Source organism: Streptomyces venezuelae, from assembly GCF_008642335.1.
GTDB classification, from domain to species: Bacteria; Actinomycetota; Actinomycetes; order Streptomycetales; family Streptomycetaceae; genus Streptomyces; species Streptomyces venezuelae_F.
Genome location: NZ_CP029191.1, coordinates 4,631,454 through 4,656,485 on the forward strand (window position 1 = coordinate 4,631,454; position 25,032 = coordinate 4,656,485).

Annotated in this window: 25 protein-coding genes; 13 read left to right on the forward strand and 12 right to left on the reverse strand. The window is 70.9% G+C overall.

The genetic code is table 11. From position 1 onward, the window contains the following. Positions 1-3 precede the first annotated feature (3 nt). Positions 4-348: a PLD nuclease N-terminal domain-containing protein gene (locus DEJ49_RS21025; RefSeq protein ID WP_150185564.1), complete on the reverse strand. Its 345-nt coding sequence runs from the start codon at positions 346-348 to the stop codon at positions 4-6. 89 nt (positions 349-437) lie between these two features. Between DEJ49_RS21025 and DEJ49_RS21030 the strand changes: the two genes are divergently transcribed. Genes DEJ49_RS21030 through DEJ49_RS21040 form a run of 3 tightly spaced genes read left to right on the forward strand, consistent with a single transcriptional unit; the run spans position 438 to position 3,497 of the window. Beyond that, positions 438-1,898, forward strand: a complete 1,461-nt coding sequence (locus DEJ49_RS21030) for a menaquinone biosynthesis decarboxylase (RefSeq protein WP_150185566.1) — start codon at positions 438-440, stop codon at positions 1,896-1,898. Beyond that, positions 1,895-2,797 carry a menaquinone biosynthesis prenyltransferase MqnP gene (gene mqnP, locus DEJ49_RS21035; protein ID WP_150185568.1) on the forward strand — a complete coding sequence of 301 codons (903 nt, stop codon included), beginning with the start codon at positions 1,895-1,897 and terminating at the stop codon, positions 2,795-2,797. The genes DEJ49_RS21030 and mqnP overlap by 4 nt, the downstream gene beginning before the upstream one ends. Before the next feature lie 25 nt (positions 2,798-2,822). Beyond that, entirely contained in the window at positions 2,823-3,497 is a 675-nt protein-coding gene (locus tag DEJ49_RS21040; protein ID WP_150185569.1) for a UbiX family flavin prenyltransferase, read from the forward strand. On the opposite strand, the gene DEJ49_RS36760 is transcribed toward DEJ49_RS21040, so the two are convergent. Further along, the gene (locus DEJ49_RS36760; RefSeq protein ID WP_263398811.1) at positions 3,494-3,616 is read right to left on the reverse strand and encodes a hypothetical protein; all 123 of its coding nucleotides are present in this window, start codon (positions 3,614-3,616) and stop codon (positions 3,494-3,496) included. The two genes, DEJ49_RS21040 and DEJ49_RS36760, sit on opposite strands and share 4 nt — an antisense overlap. A 133-nt stretch (positions 3,617-3,749) precedes the next feature. Between DEJ49_RS36760 and DEJ49_RS21045 the strand changes: the two genes are divergently transcribed. From DEJ49_RS21045 to DEJ49_RS21080, 8 genes are all read left to right on the forward strand, one after another. Continuing rightward, a complete protein-coding gene (locus DEJ49_RS21045; RefSeq protein ID WP_150188362.1) occupies positions 3,750-4,208 on the forward strand; it encodes an Lrp/AsnC family transcriptional regulator in 459 nt (152 codons plus the stop codon). 100 nt (positions 4,209-4,308) lie between these two features. Then, positions 4,309-5,472, forward strand: a complete 1,164-nt coding sequence (gene mqnE, locus DEJ49_RS21050) for an aminofutalosine synthase MqnE (protein WP_150185571.1) — start codon at positions 4,309-4,311, stop codon at positions 5,470-5,472. Between the two features lie 23 nt (positions 5,473-5,495). Then, positions 5,496-6,020, forward strand: coding sequence for a GNAT family N-acetyltransferase (locus DEJ49_RS21055; protein WP_150185573.1), 525 nt, complete (start codon positions 5,496-5,498; stop codon positions 6,018-6,020). A gap of 93 nt (positions 6,021-6,113) precedes the next feature. After that, the gene (locus DEJ49_RS21060) at positions 6,114-6,419 is read left to right on the forward strand and encodes a DUF4229 domain-containing protein (RefSeq protein WP_150185575.1); all 306 of its coding nucleotides are present in this window, start codon (positions 6,114-6,116) and stop codon (positions 6,417-6,419) included. A gap of 372 nt (positions 6,420-6,791) precedes the next feature. Then, on the forward strand, positions 6,792-8,195 hold the full coding sequence (locus tag DEJ49_RS21065; RefSeq protein WP_223832924.1) for a dicarboxylate/amino acid:cation symporter: 1,404 nt from the start codon (positions 6,792-6,794) through the stop codon (positions 8,193-8,195). A gap of 251 nt (positions 8,196-8,446) precedes the next feature. Then, a complete protein-coding gene (locus DEJ49_RS21070) occupies positions 8,447-9,220 on the forward strand; it encodes a hypothetical protein (RefSeq protein WP_150185576.1) in 774 nt (257 codons plus the stop codon). Positions 9,221-9,224: 4 nt separating this feature from the next. Further along, positions 9,225-9,917 carry a hypothetical protein gene (locus DEJ49_RS21075; RefSeq protein WP_150185578.1) on the forward strand — a complete coding sequence of 231 codons (693 nt, stop codon included), beginning with the start codon at positions 9,225-9,227 and terminating at the stop codon, positions 9,915-9,917. A gap of 156 nt (positions 9,918-10,073) precedes the next feature. Then, entirely contained in the window at positions 10,074-10,733 is a 660-nt protein-coding gene (locus tag DEJ49_RS21080) for a TetR/AcrR family transcriptional regulator (RefSeq protein ID WP_150188363.1), read from the forward strand. On the opposite strand, the gene DEJ49_RS21085 is transcribed toward DEJ49_RS21080, so the two are convergent. Together DEJ49_RS21085 and DEJ49_RS21090 are read right to left on the reverse strand one after the other, a co-directional pair. After that, positions 10,690-11,535, reverse strand: a complete 846-nt coding sequence (locus DEJ49_RS21085) for a MaoC/PaaZ C-terminal domain-containing protein (protein WP_150185580.1) — start codon at positions 11,533-11,535, stop codon at positions 10,690-10,692. The genes DEJ49_RS21080 and DEJ49_RS21085 overlap by 44 nt on opposite strands. Before the next feature lie 1,152 nt (positions 11,536-12,687). Next, positions 12,688-14,010 (reverse strand): 3-oxoacyl-ACP reductase, encoded by a 1,323-nt coding sequence (locus DEJ49_RS21090; protein ID WP_150185582.1) that lies wholly within the window; start codon positions 14,008-14,010, stop codon positions 12,688-12,690. 72 nt (positions 14,011-14,082) lie between these two features. On the opposite strand from DEJ49_RS21090, the gene DEJ49_RS21095 reads away from it, so the two are divergent. Together DEJ49_RS21095 and DEJ49_RS21100 are read left to right on the forward strand one after the other, a co-directional pair. Continuing rightward, positions 14,083-15,381, forward strand: coding sequence for an acetyl-CoA C-acetyltransferase (locus DEJ49_RS21095; RefSeq protein ID WP_150185584.1), 1,299 nt, complete (start codon positions 14,083-14,085; stop codon positions 15,379-15,381). Between the two features lie 107 nt (positions 15,382-15,488). Next, complete coding sequence (locus tag DEJ49_RS21100) at positions 15,489-17,057, forward strand: alpha/beta hydrolase (protein WP_223832925.1); 1,569 nt, start codon at positions 15,489-15,491, stop codon at positions 17,055-17,057. Between the two features lie 23 nt (positions 17,058-17,080). On the opposite strand, the gene DEJ49_RS21105 is transcribed toward DEJ49_RS21100, so the two are convergent. The 8 genes from DEJ49_RS21105 to DEJ49_RS21140 all read right to left on the reverse strand — a co-directional run bounded on the left by DEJ49_RS21105 (position 17,081) and on the right by DEJ49_RS21140 (position 24,924). Beyond that, positions 17,081-18,106: a transaldolase family protein gene (locus tag DEJ49_RS21105; protein ID WP_150185586.1), complete on the reverse strand. Its 1,026-nt coding sequence runs from the start codon at positions 18,104-18,106 to the stop codon at positions 17,081-17,083. An 86-nt stretch (positions 18,107-18,192) separates the two neighbouring features. Further along, positions 18,193-19,203 carry a ketoacyl-ACP synthase III family protein gene (locus DEJ49_RS21110; RefSeq protein ID WP_150185588.1) on the reverse strand — a complete coding sequence of 337 codons (1,011 nt, stop codon included), beginning with the start codon at positions 19,201-19,203 and terminating at the stop codon, positions 18,193-18,195. A gap of 38 nt (positions 19,204-19,241) precedes the next feature. Beyond that, positions 19,242-20,363: a VOC family protein gene (locus DEJ49_RS21115; RefSeq protein WP_150185590.1), complete on the reverse strand. Its 1,122-nt coding sequence runs from the start codon at positions 20,361-20,363 to the stop codon at positions 19,242-19,244. A gap of 34 nt (positions 20,364-20,397) precedes the next feature. Beyond that, on the reverse strand, positions 20,398-21,183 hold the full coding sequence (locus tag DEJ49_RS21120) for an SDR family oxidoreductase (protein ID WP_150185592.1): 786 nt from the start codon (positions 21,181-21,183) through the stop codon (positions 20,398-20,400). A gap of 101 nt (positions 21,184-21,284) precedes the next feature. Continuing rightward, complete coding sequence (locus DEJ49_RS21125; RefSeq protein ID WP_223832926.1) at positions 21,285-22,382, reverse strand: zinc-dependent alcohol dehydrogenase; 1,098 nt, start codon at positions 22,380-22,382, stop codon at positions 21,285-21,287. A 16-nt stretch (positions 22,383-22,398) separates the two neighbouring features. Beyond that, entirely contained in the window at positions 22,399-22,818 is a 420-nt protein-coding gene (locus DEJ49_RS21130) for a hypothetical protein (RefSeq protein ID WP_223832927.1), read from the reverse strand. Next, positions 22,815-23,621, reverse strand: a complete 807-nt coding sequence (locus tag DEJ49_RS21135; protein ID WP_150185593.1) for a cupin domain-containing protein — start codon at positions 23,619-23,621, stop codon at positions 22,815-22,817. Before DEJ49_RS21135 ends, DEJ49_RS21130 begins: the two co-directional genes overlap by 4 nt. Further along, positions 23,614-24,924, reverse strand: coding sequence for a sedoheptulose 7-phosphate cyclase (locus tag DEJ49_RS21140; protein WP_150185594.1), 1,311 nt, complete (start codon positions 24,922-24,924; stop codon positions 23,614-23,616). Before DEJ49_RS21140 ends, DEJ49_RS21135 begins: the two co-directional genes overlap by 8 nt. Between the last annotated feature and the right edge of the window lie 108 nt (positions 24,925-25,032).

Here is a 25,032-nt window from a genome sequence, read left to right on the forward strand (position 1 = left end):
CCGTCAGCCCTCGCTGCCCTTGTCGCGCCTGTTCTCGTCGGGCTCGTTCTCGTCGCGTTTGTTCTCGTCCGGGGTCTCGTCCCGCAGGGACTTCAGGAACTCCGGGTTGTCGTCGGGCGCGACCCAGCGGGTCCTGCCGCCGCCTCCCGCACCGCCCGGCGCGTGCCGCTTCTTGCCGGTGACGAACCAGGCGATGGGGCCGAGCAGCACCTCTCCGAAGAGGAGCACGATGATGACCCACACCACCTTGGGCAGATGCCTGACCTCTTTCTCCGGAGTGTTCAGGACATCGATGAAGGCGTAGATCCACACCGCCAGGACCAGCAGGAACGGCAGATACCTGAGCATGGTGGCGCGATCCCCCAAGCGGTTGCGGCGGGTGGCGTGCGTGCCCCCGGTGACGGGGCCAGGGTAACCGGTGCCGGATACTGGAACGCATGGCTTACGACGATCTTCGCTCCCTGCTCCGGGCACTGGACCGCGAGGGCGATCTCAAGCGCATCAAGGCCGAGGTCGACCCGTACCTGGAGGTCGGTGAGATCGTCGACCGGGTGCAGAAGGCCGGCGGTCCCGCGCTCCTCTTCGAGAACGTCAAGGGCTCGGCGATGCCCCTGGCGATGAACGTGTACGGGACGGACCGCCGCCTCCTGAAGGCGCTCGGCCTGAAGTCGTACGACGAGATCAGCGAGAAGATCGGCGGCCTGCTCAAGCCGGAGCTGCCGCACGGCTTCGTCGGGGTGCGCGAGGCGTTCGGGAAGCTCGGCGCGATGACGCACGTACCGCCGAAGAAGGTGAAGTCCGACAGCGCGCCCGTGCAGGAGACCGTCCTCACCGGCGACGACGTGGACCTGGAGCAGCTGCCCGCGCTCTTCACGTGGCCCGAGGACGGCGGTTCCTTCTTCAACCTGGGCCTGACCCACACCAAGGATCCCGACACCGGCGTCCGCAACCTGGGTCTGTACCGCCTGCAGCGCCACGACAAGCGCACCATCGGCATGCACTGGCAGATCCACAAGGACAGCCGCAACCACTACCAGGTGGCCGCCCGCAGGGGCGAGAAGCTGCCGGTCGCCATCGCCTTCGGCTGTCCGCCCGCGGTGACGTACGCCTCGACGGCGCCGCTGCCCGGTGACATGGACGAGTACATGCTGGCCGGGTTCATCCAGGGCAAGCGCGTCGAGATGGTCGACTGCAAGACGGTGCCGCTCCAGGTCCCCGCGCACGCCGAGGTCGTCATCGAGGGCTGGCTGGAGCCGGGTGAGATGCTCCCCGAGGGCCCCTTCGGCGACCACACGGGCTTCTACACGCCGCAGGAACCGTTCCCCGCACTCAAGATCGACTGTGTGACGATGCGGAAGCGGCCGCTGCTCCAGTCCATCGTGGTCGGCCGCCCGCCGACGGAGGACGGCCCGCTGGGCCGCGCGACGGAGAGGTTCTTCCTCCCTCTCCTCAAGGTGATCGTCCCGGACATCGTCGACTACCACCTGCCGGAGTCGGGCGGCTTCCACAACTGCGCGATCGTCTCGATCGACAAGAAGTACCCGAAGCACGCGCAGAAGGTCATGCACGCGATCTGGGGCGCGCACATGATGTCCCTGACGAAGCTGATCATCGTGGTGGACAAGGACTGCGACGTGCACAACCTGCACGAGGTGTCCTGGCGCGCGCTCGGCAACACGGACTACGCCCGCGACCTCACGGTCGTCGAGGGCCCCGTCGACCACCTCGACCACGCCTCCTACCAGCAGTTCTGGGGCGGCAAGGCGGGCATCGACGCGACGAAGAAGCTGCCCGAGGAGGGCTACGTACGCGACGGCGGCTGGCCGAACATGGTCGAGTCGGACCCGATGGTCGCGGCGAAGGTCGACCGTCGCTGGAAGGAGTACGGACTCTCGTGAGTTCAGCATCAGCCGCGATCCCGCAGCCGGGGCGCACCAAGGCCTTTCTTCGGCTCGTGATGATCGAGCACTCCGTGTTCGCGCTGCCGTTCGCGTACATCGCCGCGCTGACCGCGATGTTCCGGCTGGACGAGAACATCCACTGGGGGCGGCTGCTCCTGGTGACGGTGTGCATGGTGGGGCTGCGGACGTTCGCCATGGCGGCGAACCGGATCATCGACCGCGAGATCGACGCCCGCAATCCGCGCACCGCGCACCGCGAGCTCGTCACGGGCGCGGTGTCGGTGAAGTCCGCGTGGACGGGCGCGCTGATCGCGCTCGCCGTGTTCCTCGGCTCCGCGGCGCTGCTCAACCCGCTCTGTCTGGCGCTCGCGCCCGTCGCGGTGGTCCCGATGGTCGTCTATCCGTACGGCAAGCGGTTCACGAACTTCCCGCAGGCGATCCTCGGTCTCGCCCAGGCGATCGGCCCGATCGGCGCCTGGCTCGCGGTCACCGGCGAGTGGTCCTGGCAGGCGGTGATCCTCGGGCTCGCGGTCGGCGTCTGGATCGGCGGCTTCGACCTGATCTACGCCTGTCAGGACGTGGAGACGGACCGTGAGGTCGGCGTGAAGTCGGTGCCCGCGCGGTTCGGCATCCCGGCCGCGATCTGGGGCGCCCGCGCCTGTCACCTGGTGACCACGGCGCTCTTCGTCTGGTACGCGGCGGTCACCGACGCGGGTGCGTTCTTCTGGCTCGGCATCGCGGTCGTCGCCGGAGCGTTCGTCTACGAGCACTCGATCGTGCGCCCGCACGACCTGTCCCGTCTGAACCGTGCCTTCTTCCAGGTGAACGGATTCATCGGGATCGCCCTGTTCGCGTGCGCGCTGCTCGATCTGCTCGTACGCGGCCTCACCGTGTGAACGGCCCGGGGATAGGCTTCACAGCGTGAACCCAGGAGATACAGAGCGTAGGCCTTGGATCGTGGGGGTGTCGGGTGCCTCGGGCACTCCGTACGCCGCCGCCGTGCTGCGTGCGCTGCTCGCGGCGGGGGAGAGCGTGGACCTCGTCGTGTCCCGGGCCTCACGTCTGACGCTGCTCGACGAGACGGGGATCGCCTTCCGGGACGCGCACTGGCGGGACGATCTGCGGCAGTGGCTGGCGCGCGGCGCGGACGGCAAGCCGGGGGTGTTCGACCCGGACGTGTCCGACGTGCGGTACTGGTCGGCCGGTGACCTGGCGGCGGGGCCGTCTTCAGGCTCGTACGCGACGAAGGGGATGCTGATCGTGCCGGCGTCCACGGCGTGTGTGGCCGGGGTGGCGCTGGGGCTCTCGAAGGATCTGCTGCAGCGGTCGGCGAGCGTGACGCTGAAGGAAGGCCGACGGCTCGTGGTCTGCGTACGCGAGACGCCGCTGAACGGACAGACGCTGAAGCACTTGGTGAGCCTGGACGAGGCGGGCGCGATCGTGCTGCCCGCCTCTCCGGCGTTCTACGCGGGGGCGACGCACATCCAGGATCTGGTGGACTTCGTCGCCGGGCGGGTGCTGGACGCGGCACGGGTGCCGCACAGCCTCTACCGCCGGTGGGAGGGAGAGCTGGGCTCCGGCTCCCAGGGGGGTTAGCGCTTCTTGGCGGCGCGCTTCGCGCGGGCCTTGGGCGCGGCGGTCTTGTGGGCACGCGAGCGGTTGGCCATGTCCTGGAGCTCGCGCATGCGGGCGTAGGCCATCTCGATCGAGTACACGGGTGACTCACTCCTGAAGGATCGTCGTTGATCGGCTGAGATTGAGAAAGATTCACAGGGGCTAGACCCTGTTACGCCTTAGATTCTACACATAGACTCGCGGTATCGCTGAATAATGAAAGGCATCGCACCTATGGACGCCGTGGACAGGCAGCTCATCCAGGCTTTGCGGGAGAACGGACGGGCGTCGTACGCCGAACTCGGCCGGCTCGTCGGCCTCTCCGGGCCCAGCGTCACGGACCGGATCAACCGCCTGGAGGCGGCCGGTGTCATCACGGGTTACCGCGCGACCGTCGACTCCGCCTCGCTCGGCCTCGGCGTCATCGCCCTCATCGGCATCTCGCTCTCCGACGCCGCCGACCACGAGGACGTGGCACGGCGCCTGAAGGACCTGCACGAGATCGAGGACTGCTGGTTCATCGCGGGCGACGACTCGTACATGCTCAAGGTCAGGGCCAGCGACGTGGACGGCCTGGAGAAGACGATCCGCCGCCTCAGCGGCACGCGGGGCGTCTCCCGCACGCGGACCACCATCGTGCTCTCCACCAAGTGGGAGAACCGGGTCGGAGAGCTGCCCGAAGGGGAATCCTAGGCGCGGAGCGCCACGTCTGGGGGCACCTCCCGCCCGAAGGGTGGGGGAGTACCGTTGGCGTGAGTTTGTGGCAGGTCGTAGGGAGAGGTAAGGGCGAGGCATGGACGCAGGGCTCAAGCGCGATCTAGAGGACAAGGTCCGGGCCGGTGAGCGGTTGTCCCGCGAGGACGGCATCGCGCTCTACGAGTCGGACGACCTGGCCTGGCTCGGCGGGCTCGCCCACGAGGTGCGCACCCGCAAGAACGGCGACGTCGTGCACTTCAACGTCAACCGGCACCTCAACATGACGAACGTGTGCACCGCGTCCTGCGCGTACTGCTCGTTCCAGCGCAAGCCGGGCGAGAAGGACGCGTACACGATGCGCATCGAGGAGGCCGTCCGCCTCGCCAAGGCGATGGAGGGCGAGAACCTCACCGAGCTGCACATCGTCAACGGCCTGCACCCCAACCTGCCGTGGCGCTACTACCCGCGCTCGCTCAGCGAGCTCAAGAAGGCGCTCCCGAACGTCTCCCTGAAGGCCTTCACCGCCACCGAGATCCACCACTTCGAGACGATCTCGGGGATGCCCGCCTCCGAGATCCTCGACGAGCTGATCGAGGCGGGCCTGGAGTCGCTCACGGGTGGCGGCGCGGAGATCTTCGACTGGGAAGTGCGCCAGCACATCGTCGACCACCGCACCCACTGGGAGGACTGGTCGCGCATCCACCGCCTCGCGCACGAGAAGGGTCTCAAGACCCCGAGCACGATGCTGTACGGCCACATCGAGGAGCGCCGTCACCGCGTCGACCACGTCCTGCGCCTGCGTGAGCTCCAGGACGAGACCGGCGGCTTCCAGGTCTTCATCCCGCTGCGCTACCAGCACGACTTCGTCGACATGCAGGACGGCAAGGTCAGGAACCGCCTCCAGGCGCGCACGAAGATGGCGTCCGGCGCGGAGGCGCTGAAGACCTTCGCGGTGTCGCGGCTCCTCTTCGACAACGTCCCGCACGTCAAGGTCTTCTGGGTCATGCACGGCCTGCACACCACGCAGCTCGCCCTGCAGCACGGCGCGGACGACATGGACGGCTCGGTCGTCGAGTACAAGATCACGCACGACGCGGACAACTTCGGCACGCCGAACAAGCTGACCCGCGAGGACCTCCTCGACCTGATCCGCGAGGCCGGGTTCCGCCCGGTCGAGCGGAACACGCGGTACGAGGCGATCCGGGAGTACGACGGGCCCGACCCGCTGCTGCGGGAGACGCCGCAGGCGATGCGGGTCTGAGGACGGGGCCGGGGATTTCGTCCATGTCGCTCGCTTTTCGGTTGGATCCGCCGGTGGATGCTGCGCTGCGCGACGGTGTCCTCGCCCTGTGGGCCGACGTCACCAACGCCGGCGGGGCCGTCGGGTTCGTGCCGCCGACGACGCCCGAGGAGATACGGCCCGAGTTCGTCCGGCACCTCGCCGCGATGAGCGAGGGCCGGACCCGGCTCCTCGTGGGGTACGACGAGGACGGCGCCGTCGCCGCGACCGCGTTCCTCACCCACAACACGCACCGCCTCATGCGGCACTGGATATGGCTCTACACGGTCATGGTCCACCCCCGGCACCAGGGCAAGGGGTACGGCCGCGACCTGATGGCGGCCGTCGAGGACGCGGCCCGCACGCTGGACGGCACGGACGCGATCCGGCTCACCTGCCGGGGCGGCACGGGCCTGGAGCACTTCTACGCGTCCTGCGGCTACAAGGAGGTCGGGCGGGTGCCCGGCGCCATACGGGTCGCGCCGGGCGACGACCGCGACGACGTCGTGCTGCTGCGGCAGCTGTCGTAGGGATGCCCCCCTTGCCGGGGGCCGAGTTCTCCGTGCTTCACTGGAGAGGCTCGTCCTACTCGGGCCCATTTCGGAACGGAAGAGTGGATTGACATGCTCCGCTACACGCTGATGCGCCTCGGGATCTTCGTGGGTTGCTTCTTGGTCGTCTGGGGCCTCGTCTACTCGGAGATCCTGCCGCGCGGCCTCGGTGAGTCCAACCTGCTCTGGGTGCTGCTGCTCGCGCTGGTCATCTCCGCGCCGATCAGCTTCGTGGTCCTCCGCAAGGAGCGGGACCGCGCCTCGGAGACCGTCGTCGCACGCGTGGACCGCGCCAAGGCGAACCTGGAGGCGAACCGCAGCCAGGAGGACGAGGCGGACGACGTGGCGCGGGCGCGGGCGCAGGCGCAGGGTTCGTAAGGCGCGCGTTCGTAAGTTACGTCACACACTTTCGGGGACCCCGGTTCCGGAGCACCGCTCCGGGGCCGGGGTTCCGTGCGTTGTGGGGCGTCGTGGGGCGCTTGTGCTGCGCGGTCCCTCCTCTTACCTCAAACAAGACCTTTGATGTTCTCAAAGCACGAGTGTTAACGTATTCGACATGAAGACAGCAGCAGCGCACCACAACGCCATGAGCGTCCCGCTCGTGGCGCGCCTGCATGTCGACCTCTGCCGCTGCATGTCCGCGGCCTGTCACATCTGAAAGTGACCCCGCTGCAGTGGCGCCGCTGACCCTTCGCGGTCGCCGCTCCCGTACGTCCCCCTCCCCCTGACTTTCCTCACCGGAGTGTGTCCGTGTCCGCGAATTCCGCGACGCCCGCCGACAAGGCCGGCCAGACCGAGAAGCCCCAGTCCGGCTTCCGGATACCCAAGTTCCTCAAGATCCCGTTCTGGGCGCAGATCCTCGGCGGCCTCGTGCTGGGCGTCCTGCTCGGCTGGCTCGCCCGCAGCCAGGACATCTCGTGGCTGGTCACGACCCTCTCCAAGGTCGGCGACACCTTCATCGGCCTGCTGAAGCTCGCGGTCGCCCCGCTCGTCTTCTTCGCCATCCTGGTGTCGATCACCAACCTGCGTAAGGTCAACAACGCCGCACGGCTCGCCACCCGCACGCTGCTCTGGTTCATGATCACATCGCTGATCGCGGTCGCCATCGGCCTCGCCATCGGCCTGCTCACCAACCCCGGCTCCGGCACCGGCCTCACCCCGAAGGACGGCAAGGCCCCCGACCACACGGGCTCCTGGATCGACTTCCTCACCGGGATCATCCCGACGAACGTCGTCACGCCTTTCACGGATCTGAACGTCCTGCAGATCGTCTTCATGGCCGCCGTCGCCGGTATCGCCGTGCTGAAGATCGGCGACAAGGCGCAGCCGATCCTGGAGCTGAGCGAGTCGGTGCTCGCCCTCCTCCAGAAGGCCCTGTGGTGGGTCATCAAGCTCTCCCCGATCGGCACCATCGGCCTCATCGGCTTCGCCATCGCGGACTACGGCTGGAACCTCATCAGCAAGTACGCGACGTTCACCGCCGACATCTACATCGGCTGCGCGCTCGTCCTCTTCGGCGTCTACCCGCTGCTCCTCGCGTTCGTCGCCAAGGTCAACCCGCTCCAGTTCTTCAAGGGCGCCTGGCCCGCGATCCAGCTGGCCTTCGTCTCCCGCTCCTCGGTCGGCACCATGCCGATCACCCAGAAGGTCACCGAGCGCCTCGGTGTCCCGAAGGAGTACACGTCCTTCGCCGTGCCCTTCGGCGCCACGACCAAGATGGACGGCTGCGCCGCGATCTACCCGTCGATCGCCGCGATCTTCGTCGCGCAGATCTTCGACGTGAACCTGGGCATCAAGGAGTACCTGCTCATCGCGTTCGTGTCCGTCGTCGGCTCGGCCGCGACGGCGGGTCTGACCGGCGCCACGGTCATGCTGACGCTGACCCTGTCGACGCTCGGCCTCCCGATGGAGGGCGTGGGCCTGCTCCTCGCCATCGACCCGGTCCTCGACATGATGCGCACCGCGACGAACGTCGCCGGCCAGGCGCTGGTCCCGGTCATCGTCGCGGCCCGCGAGAAGATCCTCGACCGCGAGGCGTACGAGCGGGCTTCGGCGTCGTCGCTCGAGGAGTTCGACGCGGCGGACTCCTCGTCGGAGTCGTCCGACTCGATGGAGGACGCGCGGCCGTCGCGGAAGGTGCCTGCGGCCGCGTGAGGCGGTTCGAGGCGCTGCGTTTCCTCGCGCCCCTTTGACCCTTGTCGGTCATGAGAACCCCACCCCGGAACAATTCCGGAGTGGGGTTCTTTTGTTTCTGTGCACGGCCTTGACGGCCTCAAAGGTGGGTTTACGATGACCCTCATCAGCGGCCTGAATCAGGCTCAGTTCAGGCTCGGATCAGTTCTGATCCGTAGCTTTGCGCGGGGGGTCGCCCCGTCTTTTACCCGGAATGCGACAGAGGGGGCGTCATGACGTCTTCCGACATCGAGGTCGAGGCAAAACAGAAAGCAGCGGACGCGCTCCAGTTCATCGACAGCCTGGAACTGGACCAGCCCGAATTGCGCTACGTGCCACCCGGCTTGGCGCTGCAGGAAGAGGAGTCCGCCGCGGTCGTCGCGGGCAGCATCGTCGCCTTCACCGACGGCCTGAACGGGCAGCAGAAGTCCGACGTGCTCAACGCGACGCTGCTGGCCCAGCTCGCCGCCAACAAGAAGTTCGACCGCGACGAGAACACGAAGAAGTGGTACGAGTACTACCGCTCCGTCCTCGAGCAGGTCGGCTGGGTCGTCCCCTCCTTCAACTTCGCGAAGCTCACGGTCGCGGGGTCCCGGTTCACCGTCGACCGCGCGGTCATCGCGCTCCTCCAGGCCATCGCGTCCCCCGGCGAGATCTCCGTCGCCAAGGCGGCGATCGAATCGCTCAAGTCCTTGCAGGACAAGGACCGTCGCGTCGTCCTCTTCGAGAGCAACGCGCACAGCGACAAGCTGGGCAACTTCCAGATCGCGGCGTGCGGCGTCTCCTCGGGGGACACCGTGGTCATGAAGATCGGCATGTTCTACTTCAGCACGACGGAACGCGTCACGCGCGTGCTGTTCTTCAGCTTCCCGCGCGCCAGCACGACGATGCAGCAGGCCCGTCAGACGATGACACTCAACGAGGACGTGTACGCGCAGGTCCGCGAGGCCGTCATCAAGAAACTCGGCGACAAGGCGAGTCAGTTCATCGACGACCTGGAGATCTAGGGCCGTGGCCGAGGACCGGGACGGTGAGTCCGCGGCGGTCGTCGACTGCGGCAGTCTCGTCGTCCTGGCGGCCGGGCTTTCCGGGCGGCACCGACAGGACGTCCTGTATTCCTTTCTGCTCGCCCAGCTGGTGGCCGACAGGAAGTACAAACGGCATGCCGATCCTATGCGTTGGTATATGTCCTACGGGGAAACCCTGGAAAGGATCGGCTGGGTCGTCGAGGAACACGAGGGATTTTCGCGCCACCGCTCTGACGAAGTCCCGTACCGTGTCGACTCTTTGATACGGGAAACGCTGGCACGGGTCGCGGACGAACGAATTTCGAATGCGGCGGTGGCCGCGGTCCGTACGCTTGCCGCCGCCGACCCGGTGGACCGCGCCGCGGAACTCTTCGAGCAGCAGACGCACTTCGGGCGCGCCGGTAATTTCCAGGTCGGGGTTGCGGAGGAAGTGGGCGGAGGGGGTGGAGGTGGGGGTGTTGTCGTCGTTCGGGTGGGGCGGGTGTGGTTCCGGGCCGTCGACGACGCCACTGAGCTCGTACGGCTGTTGCACGCGGAGTTCCGCGCCGCGGACGAGGTCGTCCGCGGGGCGCAGGTGCTGCACCTGAACGAGGACGTGCACGGGCCGCTCCGTGACGAGATCGCCGAGAAGCTCGGGGCGAGGGTGGAGGTGCTGATCGCACCGGTGGGCGGCTAGCTTCCGTTAATCGTGCGCCGGTTCCCGGTGACCGTACGCTGACGTGTGAACGGACAGCGTGGGAAGGCGGGGGCCGGGGTGGGCGAGAAGCGACGGCAGAAACAGCCGAGGGAGCCGGAGCGGCCGAAGCAGGCGAAGCAGGCGAAGCAGACGAGGATGCCTCGGGCCGTGCGTGAGCAGCAGATGCTGGACGCGGCGGTGCGGACGTTCGGGCAGCGGGGGTACCGGGCCGCGTCCATGGACGAGATCGCGGAGCTCGCCGGCGTCTCCAAGCCGCTCGTCTACCTGTACCTGAACTCGAAGGAAGAACTCTTCAGCGCGTGCATCCGCCGGGAGGCGGCGGCGTTGGTGGCGGCGGTGCGGGGTGCGGCGGGGCCGGGTGCGGCGGGGCGGGGTGTTGCGGGTGGGGCCGCGGTGCCCGCTGACCGTCAGTTGTGGGACGGGCTCACGGCCTTCTTCACGCACACCGCGGAGCGGCCCGACGGGTGGGCCGTGCTGCACAGCCAGGCGCGGACGCAGGGGGAACCGTTCGCGGCGGAGGTCGCCGCGATGCGCGAGGAGATCGTCTCGTTCGTCACCTACCTGATCGCGGAGGCGGCCCGGTCCGCCCACGGTGACCCGTCCCTGCCCGAGCGGGAGGTCGCCGGTCTCGCGCAGGCGTTGGTCGGCGCGGCGGAGTCCCTGGCGGGGTGGGCCAACGTGGAGGGTTCCGTCTCCGCGAAGGAGGCGGCGGCGACGCTCATGAACTTTGCGTGGGCGGGGCTCGGTGGCCTCATGGAGGGCCGTCGCTGGGTGCCGGTCCCGTCGTCCCCGTGAGGTGCGGTCTGCCCTGGGGGCCGCGGAGTTCGAAGGTGTGGGGCGTGGGGGTGGAGTAGGTGACGGTGGAGGGGAGTGGGACCGGGGCCTTGAAGTCGATGCGGGTGTGGGTGGGGGCGGACGCCCTCTGCGTGCCTTGCTCCGCCAGGCAGCGGGCGGCGGTCCACATGCCGTGGGCGATCGCTCGGGGGAAGCCGAAGGGGCGGGCGGTGAGGGCGTGCAGGTGGATGGGGTTGCGGTCGCCGCTGACGGAGGCGTAGCGGCGGCCGAGGTCGGCGGGGAGTTCCCACGTTTCGCCGTTGGGTGTGGGTGTGGGTGTGGGGGTGGGTGCGGGGGCCGAGGCTGAGGTGGTGGGCGGTGCCGTTTTGTGGCGGGCGAGGTAGGTGCTGCGGGACTGCCAGAGGAGCTCGCCGTGGGCAGTGGAGGCCTCGGTGAGGAGGGTGGCTTCCGTGCCGCGGCGGTGGGGGGTGAGCGCGGTGGTGAGGACGGTGAGGTGCAGCGTTTCGGTAGGTGTGATGGGGCGGTGTTGCTCGATCTCGATGCGGGTGTGTACGAGGCCGAGGAGGGGGAGCGGGAAGTCTCGCGCGGTCATGAGCCGCATGCTGAGGGGGAACGCGAGGACGTGGGGGTAGGTGGGCGGGAGGAAGTGTGGTTCCGGCTCGAAGCCGCAGATGCGCTGGTAGGCGGCGAGGTGGGCGGGGTCGGGGGTGCGGGTGGTGGTGAGGCGGGTCGTGGGGGGTGGGGTGAGGGTGATTGGGCGGGGGCGCCTGAGGGCGGCTCGGAGGAGGGCTAGGGCGGTCATTACGTCCTTCCGGTGGTGGGGGCTGGTGCGCCTGTGCTCTGTCTGTGGGGGCGGGGCCGCGGGGGTATGTGCGTACTCGCCATCCCTGCGCCGCGTCGGACTCTTCCGGCGGTCATGGTTCGCTCGGTGCTCCGTGCGCACATACCCCCACGTCCCCTCTCGTCTCGTACGCGGCTGCGGTCCGGTGGGGGCGGGGGGCAACCACCGGGCCCACCGGATGCTGAGGTTCCGCACCCACCTGCCGGTGAACTACGGCAGACACCCGACCCACCCGCCCCGCTCCGATGGGCACTGACATTTCCCGCCCGCCTAGCCCGGTGGGCCACGGCAGGCACCCAACCCACCCGCCCTGCCCCGGCAGGTACTGATGCTTCCCACCCACCCTGGCCCGATGGACGCCGAGGCTCCCCGCCCACCCAGCCCGGCGGGCTACCGCAGGCACTCAACCCACCCCCTCTGCCCCGGTAGGTACTGAGGCCTCCCACCCACCCTGGCCCGATGGACGCTGACGCTTCCCACCCACTCTGGCCCGATGGGCGCTGAGCCCTCCGCCCGCCCTGGCCCGATGGACGCCGGGGCTCCCCGCCCACCCCAGCCCGGCGGGCTACCGCAGGCACTCAACCCACCCCCTCTGCCCCGGTAGGTACTGAGGCCTCCCACCCACCCTGGCCCGATGGACGCTGACGCTTCCCACCCACTCTGGCCCGATGGGCGCTGAGCCCTCCGCCCGCCCTGGCCCGATGGACGCCGGGGCTTCCCACCCGCCCAGCCGGGGGGGGGTTACGGCAGGCACCCCGCCCCCCCCACGCCAGTGGGTACTGCACCCCCAGCGCCCGCCCTGGCCCGATGGACGCCGGGGTTTCCCACCCACCCTGCCGGGGGCTACGGCAGGCACCCCGCCCCCCCCCCCACGCCAGTGGGTACTGCGCCCCGCCCACCCCACGCCAGTGGGTACTGCGCCCCCACCCACCCCCACCCCCTGCCCCACCCGAGTGAGCACAGCTCCCCCACCCACCCACCCGCCCCTACTCCCGCCGGACGTCGCGGGGCAAACGGGTGGGTGGGTGGGAGTGATCCGCCGCGGAGCGGCGGGGTTGGGGCTCCTGCCCGGGCTGGGCGGTGCGGGGGGAATTCGTGAGGGAGACGGTGCCGTTAGGCGCCGAGGAGGCTTTGGGCGCAGACTCGGATCGTTTGGGCGTTGAGGCCTCCCTGGGCCAGCCAGGACGCCGTCTCGGCGACGTCGACGGGGAGGCCCCCCTGGGAGAGGGAGTTCATGCGGCGGCCCGCTTCGCGGATGAGGAGAGGAACCGCCGCAGTCATCCTCGTCTCGATGAACCCCGGCGCCACCGCGTTCACCGCCACCCCGTGCTCCGCGAGCGCCCGCGGCCCGAGGGCCCGGACGAGACCGATGACGCCCGCCTTGCTCGCCGCGTAGTTCGTCTGGCCCGCGTTGCCCGCGATCCCGGCGATGGAGGCCGTGGCGACGACGCTGCCCCCGCGGCGGATCGTGCCGGTCTTGAGGAGCGTGTCGGTGACGGTGAGGACGGAGGCGAGGTTGACGTCGAGGACCGACGTCCAGCGGTCGCGGTCCATGTTGGCCAGCTTGCGGTCCCGCGTGATGCCCGCGTTGTGGACGAGGACGTCGAGGCCGTCGGGCAGCGCCGCCGCGATCCGTTCGCCCGCGTCGGGCGCCGTGATGTCGAGGGGGAGTGCCGTGCCGCCGTCGAGGCGGTCGGCCAGGCGGGCCAGGTCCGGCCCGGCGGACGGTACGTCGAGGAGCGTGACCCGCGCGCCGTCCCGGGTGAGGACCTCCGCGACCGCCGCGCCGATGCCACGGGCCGCGCCCGTGACGAGGGCGGTGCGGCCCGCGAGGGGCCGGTCCCGGTCGGCCGGGGCGGCCACGGTCTCGGCGGGGCCGGTCTCGATGACCTGGCCGGTGACGTACGCCGACTTGGGGGAGAGCAGGAAGCGGAGCGTCGATTCGGCGGTGGCTATCGGGCCGCTGACGCGGACGAGGTTGGCGGTGCGGCCGCGGCCCAGTTCCTTGGCGAGGGAACGCAGAAAGCCTTCCAACGCCTGTTGCGCCGCAGCCTGGTGGTGGTCTGCCGGGTCGGGCGGTGCACCGAGAATCACGATGCGGCCGTTGTCGGCCACGTCGCGGACCACCGGGTGCAGCGCCTCGTACACCTCGGTGAGGGCCCGGATGTTGGTGACGGCTGTGGCGTCTACGACAACTGCCTTGGGGCGGCGCGATGTTGTGCGGAGCGTGAGTGGCGTGGATGCCAGGAGGGTTTCCAGGTCCGTGGTGTAGGGCGAGGGCGAGGGTGTGGGGAGGGGCGGGAGCAGCAAGTCGCCTGTCAGGGACGGGTTTTCGGGTGACCAGCGGTGCAGCTGGGCGGGGCGGGGCAGGCCTAGGCGGCGGGTGAGGAAGCGGCCGGGGCCGGTGGCGGTGAAGGTCAGGTAGCGGTCGGCCATTGTCCAACTCCCAGCTCGGTCGTAAATTTACTTCGGAGTAAGGTTACTCAAGGGTCAGGAGTTGGTCGAGACATGAGTCTTCCCTCTGTGCGCCGCGTCGCCGTCCTCGGCGGCACCCGGATTCCGTTCGCCCGGTCCGACGGGCCGTACGCCACCTCGTCCAATCAGGACATGCTGACCGCCGTCGTCGACGGGCTCGTCGAGCGGTACGGGCTGCGGGGGCAGGGCGTGGTCGGGGAGTTCGTCGCCGGCGCCGTGCTCAAGCACAGCCGGGACTTCAACCTCGCCAGGGAGGTCGTCCTCGGGTCCGCCATTGATTCCCGTACACCCGCCTTCGATCTGCAACAGGCGTGCGGGACAGGGCTGCAGGCCGTCGTCGCCGTCGCCAACAAGGTCATGCTCGGGCAGGTCGAGTCCGGCATCGCCGGCGGGTCCGACACGGCGAGCGACGCGCCGCTCGGCGTCAACGACGAGCTGCGGCGGGTGCTGCTCGCGGCCCGGCGCGCCAAGACCGTGGGCGGGCGGCTCCGGGCCCTCGGCGGCGTACGGCCGCGGCACCTCGTGCCCGACATCCCGCGCAACGCCGAGCCGCGGACCGGGCTCTCCATGGGCGAGCACGCCGCCGTGACCGCGCGGAAGTGGGGGATCACGCGGGAGGCGCAGGACGAGCTCGCCGCCCTCAGTCATCAGCGGCTCGCGGCGGCGTACGACCGGGGGTTCCTGGACGATCTCGTCGTGCCGTATGCCGGGCTCACGCGGGATCAGAATCTGCGGCCGGGGTCGTCCGTGGAGCAACTGGGGCGGCTCAAGCCCGTGTTCGGGGTGGCGGACGGTGGGGCGACCATGACCGCCGGGAACTCCACTCCGCTCACGGACGGCGCGGCCGTCGTGCTTCTGGGGAGCGATGAGTGGGCCGCGCGGCACGGTCTCGAACCGTTGGCCCACCTCGTCGCCTGTGAGACCGCCGCGGTGGACTTCGTGCACGGAGATGTCGCCCAGGGCGGAGGCGGGGGTGAGGGCGGGGACGGGCTGCTCATGGCGCCCGCTTACGCCGTGCCCCGCATGCTGGAGCGCGCCGGGCTCGGCCTTCAGGACTTCGACTTCGTGGAGGTGCACGAGGCCTTCGCCTCGCAGGTCCTCGCCACGCTCGCCGCCTGGGAGAAGCAGGGGCTCGGCACGGTGGACCGGGACCGGCTGAACGTCGCCGGGTCCTCGCTCGCGACCGGGCACCCCTTCGCGGCCACCGGCGCGCGGATCGTCGCCACGCTGGCCAAGCTCCTCGCCGAGCGGGGACGGCCGGGGCGCGGGCTCATCTCCATCTGCGCGGCGGGCGGGCAAGGGGTGACCGCGATCCTGGAGCGGCAGCAGTGACCCGACGTGGGGAGTGTTACGGAGGGTGAGCGCGGGTCTGCGCCGAACGGGCGAGGTGCGTGGGGCGCGCTTAGGGTGAGCCGAGGGGCACACCCTGGGAGGTTGCCGTGCGCGGAGCTTGTGCAGTCGCCGGCGTCACCGTGCTGGTCGTCGTGGGAGCGGGCATGGCCGCGGGCGACGACAGCGGGCGGCCCGATCTGGCGCGCTACTACACGCAGAAGATCGAATGGGGCCCCTGCAAGGGCGACACCGAGGCCATGGTGGAAGGCACGGGCGGCGCCAAGGACGTCCGGTGCGGGCACGTGAGCGTGCCGCTCGACTACGCGGACCCCGGCGCGGGCGACGTCGACGTCGCGATGATCCGGATGCGGTCCAGCGCGAGCGGCAAGCCGCGCGGCTCCCTGCTGCTGAACTTCGGCGGGCCCGGCGGACCCGGCGTCTCCGCGCTCGCCGGGGCCCAGAAGGACTTCGGCTTCCTCAGCAAGGACTACGACGTCGTCTCCTTCGACCCGCGCGGCGTCGGCCTGAGCGAGCCCGTCAGCTGCGGCGACGCCGACCGGAGCACGGATCCCTCGTCCGGCGGAACGGGCGGCACCGGGGACGCGGCCGCCGTGCTCGCGGAGATGCGCAAGGTCGCCGCGGAGTGCGCGAAGAAGTCGGGGCCCGTCCTGCCGCACATGGGAACCGTCAACGTCTCCCGTGACCTGGACGTCATGCGTCAGGCCCTCGGCGACAAAAAACTCAACTACCTGGGGTTCTCGTACGGCACGCGGCTCGGAGCCGTGTACGCCGCGCAGTTCCCGAAGAACGTCGGGCGGATGGTGCTCGACGGCGTCGACACGCTCACCGAACCCGTCGCCGAGCAGTCCCTCGTGACCGCCGAGGGCCGCCAGACCGCGCTCGACAACTTCCTCACCTGGTGCACCGGGAACGCGGGCTGCGTCTTCGGCACGGACTCGCGCAGCGCCCGCAAGGGCATCGTCCGGCTCATCAGGGACATGGACCAGATGCCGCTGCGCTCCATGGACGGTGCCCAGTTCACCGGGCAGGACGTCGTCGGCGTACTCGGACAGGCCCTGTACAGCAGGCAGGCGTGGCCCGCGCTGTCGCAGGCGCTGGGCGCGCTGCTCGCGGACGGCGATCCCCGGGCGCTGATCCGGATGAGCGGGGGGCTCGCGCACACGCCGGTCCCGGCGGGTGGCCTGTTGGCAGGGGAAGACGTGCCCGCCGACAACATGGCCGCCGCGCTCATGGGCGTGAACTGCGCCGACGACCCCGACCGGCCCGACGCCGCGGACATAGAGAAGGAAGTCGGCAGGCTGCAGAAGCAGTTCGACGACGCGTCGCCCGTCTTCGGCAAGTCGATGCTGATGCCCGTCCTGCTGTGCTTCGGCCGGCCGGCCGGGACGCGGTACATCCGTGAGGACGTACGTGACGTGAAGACGCCGAAGCTGCTGCTCGTCGGCACGCGCGGCGACCCGGCCACGCCCTACCGGTGGACGGAGGAGACCGCGCGCCGACTCGGCCCGCAGGCCGTCGTCCTCGACAACAAGGGGGACGGGCACACCGGTTACCTGGGCTCCACGTGCGTGCAGGACAAGGTGAACGGGTTCCTGCTGTACGGGGAGACGCCCAAGAACGGGGAGTCCTGCGCGGCCGACGACGGCGGACGGTGACGGCGGGTCACCGTGGTGGGTGGTCAGGCCGGGGTCAGCCGCCTGTGGGGGTGGTGCGTCGCGCGGTGCGGGCGGGCGGTCGCGCGGGGTGCCGCTGTCTCCGTGCGCTTCCGCTGTGGGTTTCGCGTCACCGTCTCCACCGAGATGCCGAACCAGTCCAGGTACGCCAGCGTCCGTTCCGCGTCGGCGTAGTGCCGCCACACCCGGTCGCCGCTCACCGTGCCCGCCTCCGCCAGCGCCCGCGCCGCGGCCGGGCGCATCGCCGTGGCCGTGCCCCTGGTCACCAGCTCCTGCACGTAGTGCGCCGAGCGGTACGGGGAGGCGCCGCCCGTCACCCACAGCAGCTTCGGCTCCGGGGTGCCCGCGGCCGCGAGCGCTCCCCAGCGCGCCGAGGAGAACGTCATCTCGTGCGTACGGTGCGCCAGGCGGGCGCATGCCAGGCCGGCGCGGCCGCGGAGCGCCTTGGCCTCGTCGGAGCCGATGAGGTCCAGGCGGGCGTCCACGTGGCGTTCGACGCCGGTCACGTCGAAGGAGAGGAAGGAGGCCGTGCGGGTCGGCCCTTCCGGCGTGGACAGCGCCGACAGGAGGGCCGTGGCCGCCTGGCCGTACCGGCGCGGGGAGCACACCCCTGACACCTCGACCGCGACGTCCAGCGCGAACAGTGCCCGCAGGGTCGCCGTGTCGGCCGCCTCCGCGGGGAGGCGTACGACGAGGTTGGGGCGGTCGACCGCGTCGCGCAGGGCGCGGGCCCGCGCGGTCCAGGCGTCGGCGTCACTCGTCGGGGCCGGGGGGAGGGGGGCGGAGACGAAGCCCTTCGTTCCGCCGCTCGCGCGGTGGTGCGGGAGCAGCTGGTCGCAGGCCCGCCTGAGCTCGTCGGCCGGGGCGTCGCCCGCCGCGGGATCGTCCTGCGGGGCGCCCATGCGGGCCCCGGCCAGCTCGCCCTGCGCGAGCGCGCGGCGGACCTCGCGCGCCGCGCCCTCGGCCGTGGCCGACACGTCGATCCATACGTCGACGCCCTCGGCCCGCAATCGCTTCCAGGCGTGATTCATCGCCCCCACCCTCTCCCCGTGTCCCTCGTGTCTCTCGTGTCTCTCGTGTCGAATGTCGTCATGCGCCGTCACGCGTGTCACCGGAGTCAGCTCCGCTCCAGGACCGCGCAGGTCCAGCTGAAGCCCGCGCCCACCCCCACGAGCAGCACCCGGTCGCCGCTCTTCAACGTGTCGTCCTCCAGGAGCTTCGCGACGCCCGCCGCCTGGTCACCGGCGCCCAAGTGGCCGACGGTCAGACCGAATTCCTGCAGCGTCACCTCCGGCTGGATGCCGAGCGGCGCCAGGCACTGGAGGCGGGAGAGCCGGGCGCCGAAGAACGGGACGACCACGGCCGTCATCTCGTGGATGTCCGCGTCGGCCTCCGCCAGGCACGTCTTGACGGCGCACATCATGCCCGTCTCGTTGCGCGTCGTGATCTCCTCCTGGGAGCGCCCGCGCAGGAAGCCCTTCTTGCGCGCCACCAGGTCGAGCGGGCCCGCACCGCTCCCGCTCGGCAGGAACGGCTCCTCGCCCCGGTGCAGGCCCTCCAGCATCGGCTGCGAGTACGACGACGTGGCGACCAGGCGCAGCGCGCCCGGCGTGGTCGACAGGACGACGGCCGTTCCCGCGTCGCCGAACGCGAGGCCCCGGTCGGTGCTCCAGCGGGGGAACGCCGGGTCCGCGAACCGGTCGCCCGTGGTGACCAGCGCCGCCCGCGTGGCGGGGATCGCGGTGAGGCGGGCCGCCGCGTTCTCCAGGGCGCTCATCCCGCCGTTGGACATCTGCCGCAGCTCGTACGACACACAGTCGCCGTGGCCGAGCACCCGGTCCTGGACGTACGCGGCCGTGTTCCAGAACTCCAGGCCCTGGTACCAGCAGTCCGCGTGGATGAGCAGCCCCACGTCCTGCGCGTCCCTGCCGCTGCGCGCGAGCGCCGTGCGGCCCGCGGCGACGGCGAGCTCGGGCCCGCTGCGCCCGTCGCTCACCGACACGGAGCGCTGCTCGCTCCGCTCGACCTCCTCGGCGGGCAGCAGACCGAGGTCCACCGCCTCCTGACCGGTCTGCGGCGCCCCGAACTCGGCGGCCGCGCTCTCCACGTAGATGTCGGTCCAGCGCATTCCCCCACCCCTTCTCTCTCGCTCGTCCGGCGCGCCGGTCAGCGGTTGGTCCACCGCGGGCTCGGGCCGAACCTGCGGGCCGCGGTGTGCTGCTCGTACGGCATGCCGGGCGGCATGTTGAGCACCTCCAGCTGGAATCCGCCGACGCCGCGGAAGTAGACCCAGCGGTCGCCGTGGATGGGGCCGCCGTCCTCGATGAGCTGCGGCTCGCCGAGCACCTCGGCGCCGTCCGTCGCCGCGAGCCACGCGGCGGCCCGCTCGACGTCGTCGACGAAGAACGCCAGGTGGTGGCCGCCCACGTCGCTGTTGCGGGGGCGTTCGGTGCGGCGGCCCTCGATCTCGTGGCTGCTGAGCTCGACGGTGGTGACCGGGCCGAGGCGGATCGCCGCGGTGTCCTTGCGGAAGGCGGTCGGGACCGCGTACTGGCGCTGTGCCGTCTCCGCGTCCACCGATTCGCTGGTGCGGTAAGCGAGTTCGCCGCCCATCGGGCCCGTGAAGAAGGCGACGGCCTCGTCCAGGTCGGCCACCGAGTAGCCGACGTGGCCGATGCCGAGGGCGCCGGGCAGGCCGCGCGGCCAGTCGGCGGCGGGGCGGTAGACGCGTGCCTCCGTCTCCTTCTCGTACGGCAACTCGGCCGCGAGTTCACGGAGTTCCAGGCGCATGCCCCAGTCGGTGAGCAGGTGGATCCAGCGGTTGCCCGCCGCCGGGCCTCTCGTGACGGTCCGCGGCTCGCCCAGGACGCGGACGTGCGGGGACCGTGCGGCCTCGGCGAGCGCCACGTCCAGGTCGCTCACGTGGATGCCGATGTGGTGGCCGCCGACGTCCGTGAAGGCCGGTGCCTGCGTGCGCTGTTCGGGCGCGGTGTACTGGAAGAGCTCCAGGTTGCTGTCCGGGCCCAGGCGCAGCATCGCGATGTGCGTGCTGGCCCGCGGGTGGACGCCCAGCTGGCGGGCCATCCAGTCGCTGTCCGGCTCCTCGACCGGGCCGAGCCGGTAGAGGACGTCGGCGCCGAGCACCGTGGTGCAGAAGTCCACGGCCGCGTCCAGGTCCGCGACGGTGTAGGCGTAGTGGTCGACGTTGCGGGCGGTGGGGATGGAGAGGGTGCCGGCGGACCGGTCGGTCGCGGTGGCCCGGGTCTTCGGCGGGGCTGTGGGTGACATGCTCTGCTCCAGGGGTGAGGGCGGGCGGCCGGGGTCAGACCGTGCCGGCGTGGGCGGCGTTGGCGACGGCCGCGGAGAGCGCCATGCCGCCGTCGACGAGGATCGACGTGCCCGTGGTGTAGGCGGCGGCGGGTGAGGCCAGGTACGCGACGAGGGCGGCGACCTCGTCGGGGCGGCCGGGGCGGCCCGCGGGGATGGCGGGACGGGCGATGTCGGCGGCGTCCAGGCCGGCCGGCACGTTGTTCATCGGGGTCGCGGTCTCGCCGGGGGCCACGGCGTTGACCGTGATGCCGTGCGCGGCCAGGTCGAGCGCCATGGCCTTGGTGAGCGCGCCGAGGCCGCCCTTCGCGGCGCAGTAGGTGCTGCCCTCGCCGATCGGGATGTGCTCGTGGATGCTGGTGATGTTGATGATGCGGCCGCCGCGGCCCTGCGCGATCATGCGCTCGGCGGCGACCTGGCTCAGCCGGAACGGGCTGGTCAGGTTGACGTCGAGGATGCGCTGCCAGGCGTCGAGGGTCTCCTCGACGACCGAGGCGCGGCGGTTCAGGCCCGCGTTGTTGACCAGGACGTCGATGCCGCCGAACGCGTCGACGCGGTCCCGCAGGGCCTCGCCCGCGGCGGCGGGGTCGGCCAGGTCGAGCCCGAGGGTCTCGGCGCGTACGCCGTGCCGTGCGGCGAGCCCGTCGGCGATCTCCTTGGCGGCGTCCGCCTGCCGTCCGTAGCCGACGACCAGGTCGTGGCCTGCCGCGGCGAGCGCCTCGGCCACGGCCGCGCCGATGCCCGAACTGGCGCCGGTGACAACGGCGATGGGGCGGTTCATGGGGTTTCCTTTCCAGAAGTGGGGCGGGACGGGGTGGGGCCGGGGGCCCCTGACGCAGCCGGGGGAGGAAGCGTCAGGGGCGGTTGCCGGCCACGTCCCCTTCAGGGGCGGGGAGTCAGCGACAGGGCCACCTTGGGAGCGGCCCGACGCCCCCTCTCGAGGAGCTCGAAGGCCTGGTCGACGTCGGCCAGCTCGAAGACGTCGGCGATCATGCCCTTCGCCGAAAGGACGCCCTCGGAGAAGAGCCGCAGCGCGCGCTCGTAGTAGTCGAGCCCGTGCCGTACGCCGGTCATGGTGACGCCGCGCAGCACCAGCTCCGAGGCGTCGACGGCCGGTAGCGGGTCGTTGGGCACGCCGACCGCCGCGATCCGGCCCCCGACGTCGGCGACCCGCAGCGCTTCGAGGAGCGCGGGCACCGCGCCGGACGCCTCGATGACGACGTCGTAGTCGCCGTCACGCGCCTCACCGGGCAGGAAGGCGTGTTCCGCCCCCATGCGCAGCGCGGCGCCGATGCCCGCGTCGTCGATGCCGACCACGTCGACCGTGCCCGCGACGCGGCGCGCCATCTGCACGGCGAGCAGGCCCATCGTGCCGGTGCCGAAGACGAGGACGCGTTCGCCGGGGAAGACCCCGACCTTGTCCAGCGCCGCCAGCACCGTCACCGCGGGTTCCGCGAGGGCCGCCGCGAAGTCGTCGACGCCCGGCGGGACCTTCGTCAGGGACTGGGCGGGGAGCCTGATGAACTCCGCCGCCGCGCCCTGCTGTCCGTAGAGGCCGACCTCCTTGAGCTGCGAGCACTCGTTGCGGTGGCCGCGCTGGCAGGCCCGGCAGCCCCCGCAGGAGAGCATGGTCTGCCCGACGACGCGGTCGCCGATCTCCAGCTGCCGCGAGTACTGGCAGTTCCCGGCGATCGCCACCACGCGTCCGACCCACTCGTGGCCGAACACGTGGGGCATGGTGGCCCTGCCGTCCCGCACGTAACTGGCCGTGCCGTGCAGGAGTTCGAGGTCCGTGCCGCAGATGCCGACCGTGGTGGGGGCGACCAGGACATAGCCGAGCTCGGGGCCCGGTATCTCCACCTCCACCTGGCCGACCTTGTTGACGTCCATGACCGCGGCGGCCTTCATGGAGCCGTTCGGCCAGCGGCCGCACAGGAGGTCGTCCGTGGGCGGCAGCACTTTTTCGTGGTGATCAGCCAACGTGTCTGCTCCTCAATCAGCGCCCGTCTTCGGTCGGCGGGCGGAAAATCGGGGTCTGCTCGCGCGTCGGCAGCTCCGGCACCCGCACGGGGAGCAGGGAGGCGACATCGGCGGGCAGCACGCGTACGGCGAGGAGGTCGAGCCCCTCGGCCCCGGCGGTGACCGTCACCGCGGCGCGCGCCTCGACGAGCAGCGCGCCACCGGCGTCGAGCACGCGCCCGGCACTGTCACCGGCCGCCACCGACGCCGACCCGGCGACTGCGTACAGCGCGGCCTCGGTGCCGTGGGCCGGCTCGTGCGCCCAGGTGGCGCCGGGGGAGAGGCGGATCTGCTCGAAGGACTCGCACTCGCTGTGCAACATGCCGCGGCGGGCGAGGCAGCGCCAGGTGCCGCTGTTGCCGCGCAGGGAGGGCGGGGCGGGTTCGCTGACGATCACAGGGCGGACCCCGGCGACGCGACGGCGACCTCGGCGTGGAAGAACTCCAGGCCGTTTCCGCGGTCCGCGCCGATGCGGGCGCGGGTGCCGAGCGGCAGCGTGACGGCCGTGCCCGGGTTGAGCTCCGCGGTGTCGCTGCCGTTCTCGACCCAGCCCGTGCCGGAGAGCACGAACACCATGTGCTCGCGCCCGTCGGCCGTCAGCTCGACGGTGCCGGCGGCGTCGACCGTCTCCAGGGCGAGCGTGCGCAGCGGCCCCGTGAAGACGCCGGCGGGGGAGACGGTGCGCTCGGCGCGCAGGTCGTGAAGGCGTGCGGTGGGCACGGGGGGCTCCTCCTCGGAGGCGACGGGGGTGGGGGCGGGCGCGGTCGCACCGAGCGCCTCGCTGAAGCGGGGCGACCGCATCTCGATGACCAGCCAGGCCAGGTCGCTGTCGCCCGTGTTGCGCAGGCCGTGGACGGTGCCGAGGCCGGTGAGGACCATCGAGCCGGGCGCGATCGGGTGGGCGGTCCCGTTCAGGTAGATCTCGCCGGTCCCGGAGAGGATGAAGTAGACCTCCTCGGTCCGGGTGTGCAGGTGCTCGCCGCTGACGCCGCCCGGCGGGACGCACGCCCACTCGACGGCCTCCCAGCCGCCGCGCAGGTCCGCGCCGGACGCGAGGGCCTTCCAGCGGGTCACGCCGGTGGTGCCGTGCACGCCGTGGATGTGGGCGGCGCCGCTGACGTCGCCGACGATCACGTCACCGCCGTCGTACGCGGAGAGGGTGTGCGCCTCGGGAGCCGGTGCGTACGCGGTCTCAGACATGCTGACCCTCCACGAGGTCACGGCCGCGCCCGCGTCCCGCGACCCGCAGCTCGGCCACGGCGTCCAGGAGTTCCTGCTCGGTGACGTCGTTGACGAAGGTGACGTCGCCGATGCCCACGGGGAGCGGCAGGCGCTGCTGGCCGTTGCGGTGGCGGACGGTGTCGAGGAGTGCGGCCGTCAGGAGTTCCGGCTGGTCCAGGAGGTCGTCCCAGGCGGGGAGTTCGAGGCCGTGCATCACGTCGTAGACGCGTCGCGCGTCCGCGTCGTCGATCAGGCCGCGGCGGCGGGCGAGTGCGGTGGTCAGCGCCATGTCGACGCAGACGGCCTCGCCGTGCAGGAGTGCGGGCAGGGCGCGCATCTCGACGGTGGGGCTGAAGGTGTGGCCGTAGTCGACCGAGCGCTCCAGCTTGGTCTCCCACAGGTTGGGCTGGAGCTCTTCGAGCATGCCCTGGATGGCGCGGTGCACGACCTCGCGTGCGGCGTCCTCGCCCGCCTCGCTCTCGCCCTGGAACTTCTCGTTCAGGAGGAGCGGTCCGTGGCTCTCCAGGACGTCGAAGAGGCGGGCGTCCTTGATGAGGGCGATCTTGAGGATCTCGGCCAGGCCGTTGCCGATGTGGCGGCGGTCGAGCGTGGCGAGGAAGGTGCGGTCCAGGAGGGTGAGGTCGGCGGGGAAGTAGGTGCCGAGCCGGTTCTTGTGGCCGTTGAAGTTGACGCCGGTCTTGGCGCCGACGCCCGCGTCGACCAGGCCGATGAGGGTGGTGGGGACGCGGATGAACGGGGTGCCGCGGCGGTAGAGGCTGCTCGCCAGGCCGACGATGTCCATGAGGACGCCGCCGCCGATGACGATGAGGGGCTCCCGGCGCCGGTCCACGCCGAACGCGTCGAGTTCCTCGACGATGCGGGCCGCGGTCTCGAAGCTCTTGACGGTCTCGTCGGCGGGGACGACGCAGATGACGTGCTCGACGTCGTGGTAGTCGAAGTAGGCGCGGATGCGGTTGCCGTGGAGCAGGTCGACGTCGGAGTCGAGCACGACGAACCGGCGCAGGCGCTTGCCGGGGGCCGCGGCCGGTTCCAGGAGATCCGTGCGCTCGAAGTCGAACAGGCCGTCGGCGACGCGCACTTCGTAGCTGACGGGCTTTGCGGTGCGGACGACCCACGAGTCGACGCGCTCGCTGTAGGCGTACAGCCCGGCGCCGGGCTGAGCCGCGACGGCTGCGTCACCGGCGGTGCCGGCCGCCCCGTACCCGACGGTCTGGACGCGCTCGCTGGGTCGGCCCAGAAGCGCCGAATTGTTCCCGGACACAAGTCACCTCAACTGGTTCGGAGTGAGCCTCTCGGCTGTGGAGAGCGACTTAATCTATGCATTCTCAAGCAATCAATGGCAAGCGCGATCGGCCATTTCCTGGACTTG

Bases quoted from the DNA above. Each gene is read 5' to 3' on its own strand.
- DEJ49_RS21025 (WP_150185564.1), bottom strand. From the start codon at position 348: ATGCTCAGGTATCTGCCGTTCCTGCTGGTCCTGGCGGTGTGGATCTAC.
- DEJ49_RS21030 (WP_150185566.1), top strand. From the start codon at position 438: ATGGCTTACGACGATCTTCGCTCCCTGCTCCGGGCACTGGACCGCGAG.
- DEJ49_RS21045 (WP_150188362.1), top strand. From the start codon at position 3,750: ATGGACGCCGTGGACAGGCAGCTCATCCAGGCTTTGCGGGAGAACGGA.
- mqnE (WP_150185571.1), top strand. From the start codon at position 4,309: ATGGACGCAGGGCTCAAGCGCGATCTAGAGGACAAGGTCCGGGCCGGT.
- DEJ49_RS21055 (WP_150185573.1), top strand. From the start codon at position 5,496: ATGTCGCTCGCTTTTCGGTTGGATCCGCCGGTGGATGCTGCGCTGCGC.
- DEJ49_RS21060 (WP_150185575.1), top strand. From the start codon at position 6,114: ATGCTCCGCTACACGCTGATGCGCCTCGGGATCTTCGTGGGTTGCTTC.
- DEJ49_RS21070 (WP_150185576.1), top strand. From the start codon at position 8,447: ATGACGTCTTCCGACATCGAGGTCGAGGCAAAACAGAAAGCAGCGGAC.
- DEJ49_RS21080 (WP_150188363.1), top strand. From the start codon at position 10,074: ATGCCTCGGGCCGTGCGTGAGCAGCAGATGCTGGACGCGGCGGTGCGG.
- DEJ49_RS21085 (WP_150185580.1), bottom strand. From the start codon at position 11,535: ATGACCGCCCTAGCCCTCCTCCGAGCCGCCCTCAGGCGCCCCCGCCCA.
- DEJ49_RS21090 (WP_150185582.1), bottom strand. From the start codon at position 14,010: ATGGCCGACCGCTACCTGACCTTCACCGCCACCGGCCCCGGCCGCTTC.
- DEJ49_RS21095 (WP_150185584.1), top strand. From the start codon at position 14,083: ATGAGTCTTCCCTCTGTGCGCCGCGTCGCCGTCCTCGGCGGCACCCGG.
- DEJ49_RS21105 (WP_150185586.1), bottom strand. From the start codon at position 18,106: ATGAATCACGCCTGGAAGCGATTGCGGGCCGAGGGCGTCGACGTATGG.
- DEJ49_RS21110 (WP_150185588.1), bottom strand. From the start codon at position 19,203: ATGCGCTGGACCGACATCTACGTGGAGAGCGCGGCCGCCGAGTTCGGG.
- DEJ49_RS21115 (WP_150185590.1), bottom strand. From the start codon at position 20,363: ATGTCACCCACAGCCCCGCCGAAGACCCGGGCCACCGCGACCGACCGG.
- DEJ49_RS21120 (WP_150185592.1), bottom strand. From the start codon at position 21,183: ATGAACCGCCCCATCGCCGTTGTCACCGGCGCCAGTTCGGGCATCGGC.
- DEJ49_RS21135 (WP_150185593.1), bottom strand. From the start codon at position 23,621: ATGTCTGAGACCGCGTACGCACCGGCTCCCGAGGCGCACACCCTCTCC.